At 44.3% G+C, this 352-nt stretch carries 1 rRNA gene; it reads right to left on the bottom strand.

Going from position 1 to position 352, the window contains the following annotated elements:
- Positions 1-107 (bottom strand): 23S ribosomal RNA (locus WFI24_RS34255); the annotation flags it as partial.
- Positions 108-352: the final 245 nt, after the last annotated feature.

Below are 352 nucleotides of genomic sequence, written 5' to 3'. Positions count from 1 at the left end.
CGGATCAAAGCTTGCTTACAGCTCCCCGAGGCAGTTTCGTTGTTCGCCACGTCCTTCATCGGCTCCTAGCGCCTAGGCATCCTCCGTGTGCTCTTAGTAGCTTAACCATATTGCTCCGGTTTTGACTGCTCGCTTCCCTTGTTTTGCTTGCGCAAAGCCAAAAGTCACTCCCATTCAATACCATCGCAAAAGCAATTAACTACCGTTTTTATTGAAACTTGTTTAACACAAGTTCAGCTAAAAAGGAATGTTCTAATTCGCGTTTGTTTCGTTTCGATATCTAGTTTTCAAAGAACAAGCTCCATGCAAAAGCAAGCTGTTTGAGAGTTTGAGCTCTCAAAACTGAGCAACG

This window comes from Paenibacillus sp. USHLN196, assembly GCF_037144955.1.
Taxonomy (GTDB): domain Bacteria; phylum Bacillota; class Bacilli; order Paenibacillales; family Paenibacillaceae; genus Paenibacillus; species Paenibacillus xylanexedens_C.
Note: the sequence above shows the minus strand (reverse complement) of the source record. Positions and strands in the feature narration are given on the sequence as shown.